This is a genomic window from Arthrobacter sp. Y3225116 (assembly GCF_059091245.1).
In genome coordinates this window covers 1-1443 of sequence record NZ_JBNHGL010000416.1, presented here as the reverse complement: position 1 = coordinate 1443, position 1443 = coordinate 1, and the positions used below count along the sequence as shown (strand labels likewise).

General features: G+C 72.1%; 3 protein-coding genes. All 3 read left to right on the top strand.

The window, feature by feature from the left end; translation table 11 throughout:
- Positions 1-220, top strand: a 220-nt coding sequence (locus AC5RV2_RS17930) for an iron chelate uptake ABC transporter family permease subunit (protein WP_494093452.1), incomplete at its 5' end; no start/stop codon positions are given.
- Entirely contained in the window at positions 221-1087 is an 867-nt protein-coding gene (locus AC5RV2_RS17925) for an ABC transporter ATP-binding protein (protein ID WP_494093451.1), read from the top strand.
- A gap of 103 nt (positions 1088-1190) precedes the next feature.
- A partial coding sequence (locus tag AC5RV2_RS17920; RefSeq protein ID WP_494093450.1) for a siderophore-interacting protein occupies positions 1191-1443 on the top strand: 253 nt, incomplete at its 3' end.

The window sequence follows — 1443 nt, the reverse complement described above, 5'->3', positions numbered from 1 at the left end:
GATCGCCCGCCGGTTGCTGGGGGGTGCGGCATCGCTGCCGGCGGCCGCGCTGGTGGGTGCCCTGATCGTGCTGGCCGCCGACTTCGCCGCGGCCAACCTCATTCCGATGTATCTGACCGACGGCGCCTCGCTGCCGGTCGGGGTGGTGACGGGTGCGCTGGGTGCGCCGTTCCTGCTCTGGCTGCTGGTCACCACCAACCGCCGAGGCCAAGGAGGCTAAGTGCGCACGCTCGAATCCCGGAACCTGACGCTGGCATACGACCAGCGCACCGTCGTGCAGGACCTCACCGTCAGGCTGCCGGAGGGCAAGGTGACGATCATCGTCGGGGCGAACGCCTGCGGCAAGTCGACGCTGCTGCGCGGGCTGGCGCGGCTGCTCAAGCCGGGTGCCGGGTCCGTGCTGCTGGACGGCAAGGACATCCACCGGCAGTCCACCCGCGAGGTGGCGAAGGTGCTGGGCCTGCTGCCGCAAAGCCCGGCGGCACCCGACGGCATCACCGTCGCGGAGCTGGTGGGCCGCGGCCGGTATCCGCACCAGGGCTGGTTCCGGCAGTGGACCCGGGAGGACGACGACGCCGTCAACGCGGCCTTGGCGGCCACCGACACCCTGGAGCTGGGCGACCGGAACGTGGACGAACTCTCCGGTGGCCAGCGCCAGCGGGTCTGGATCGCGATGGCGCTGGCCCAGGAGACCGACGTGCTGCTGCTGGATGAGCCGACCACCTTCCTGGACGTGGCCCACCAGGTGGAGGTGCTGGACCTGATCACCGACCTGAACCGGCGCCGCGGCACCTCCGTGGCCATCGTGCTGCACGACCTGAACCTGGCCGCCCGCTACGCCGACCAGCTCGTGGCGATGAAGGGCGGCCGGGTGGTGGCCGAGGGCGTGCCAGCCCAGGTGGTCACCGAGGAGCTGGTGCAGACGGTGTTCGGCCTGGAATCGCGGGTGATCCCGGACCCGGTCTCCGGAACGCCGATGGTGGTTCCGGTCGGCCGCCACCACTGCGAGGCGCCCGTCCCGGCCGAAGACGGCGCCCCGCCGGCCCTGTCCACGACGGACCTCAAGCACGAAGAGCCCGCGGCGTGAGCGCGGCCGGCAGGCGCCGACAACCGCCCGGACAGGGTCCCGGTGGCGCCGGAAGGAAAACCCGGCGCGCAGCCGAAGGAACGGACAGGGAGAACGGAGCACGATGACCGCCGTAGCAACTGAAACATCCGCCGTGGTGCCGGTGCTGGCCTTCGGCGCAGCCGTCGCCCGGGTGGAGGACCTCTCGCCGAGCTACCGGCGGGTCACCTTTTGCGGGGAGTCGCTCCGCCGTTTCGGCGTGGACGGGCCGACGCTGGATCTGCGGATCAAGGTGATGATCCCGTCCACCGGGGCCGACGGGCGTCCGCTGCCGCTGCCGGCATTCGGCGGCCCCGCGCGCCCGTCCGGTCCCGGAA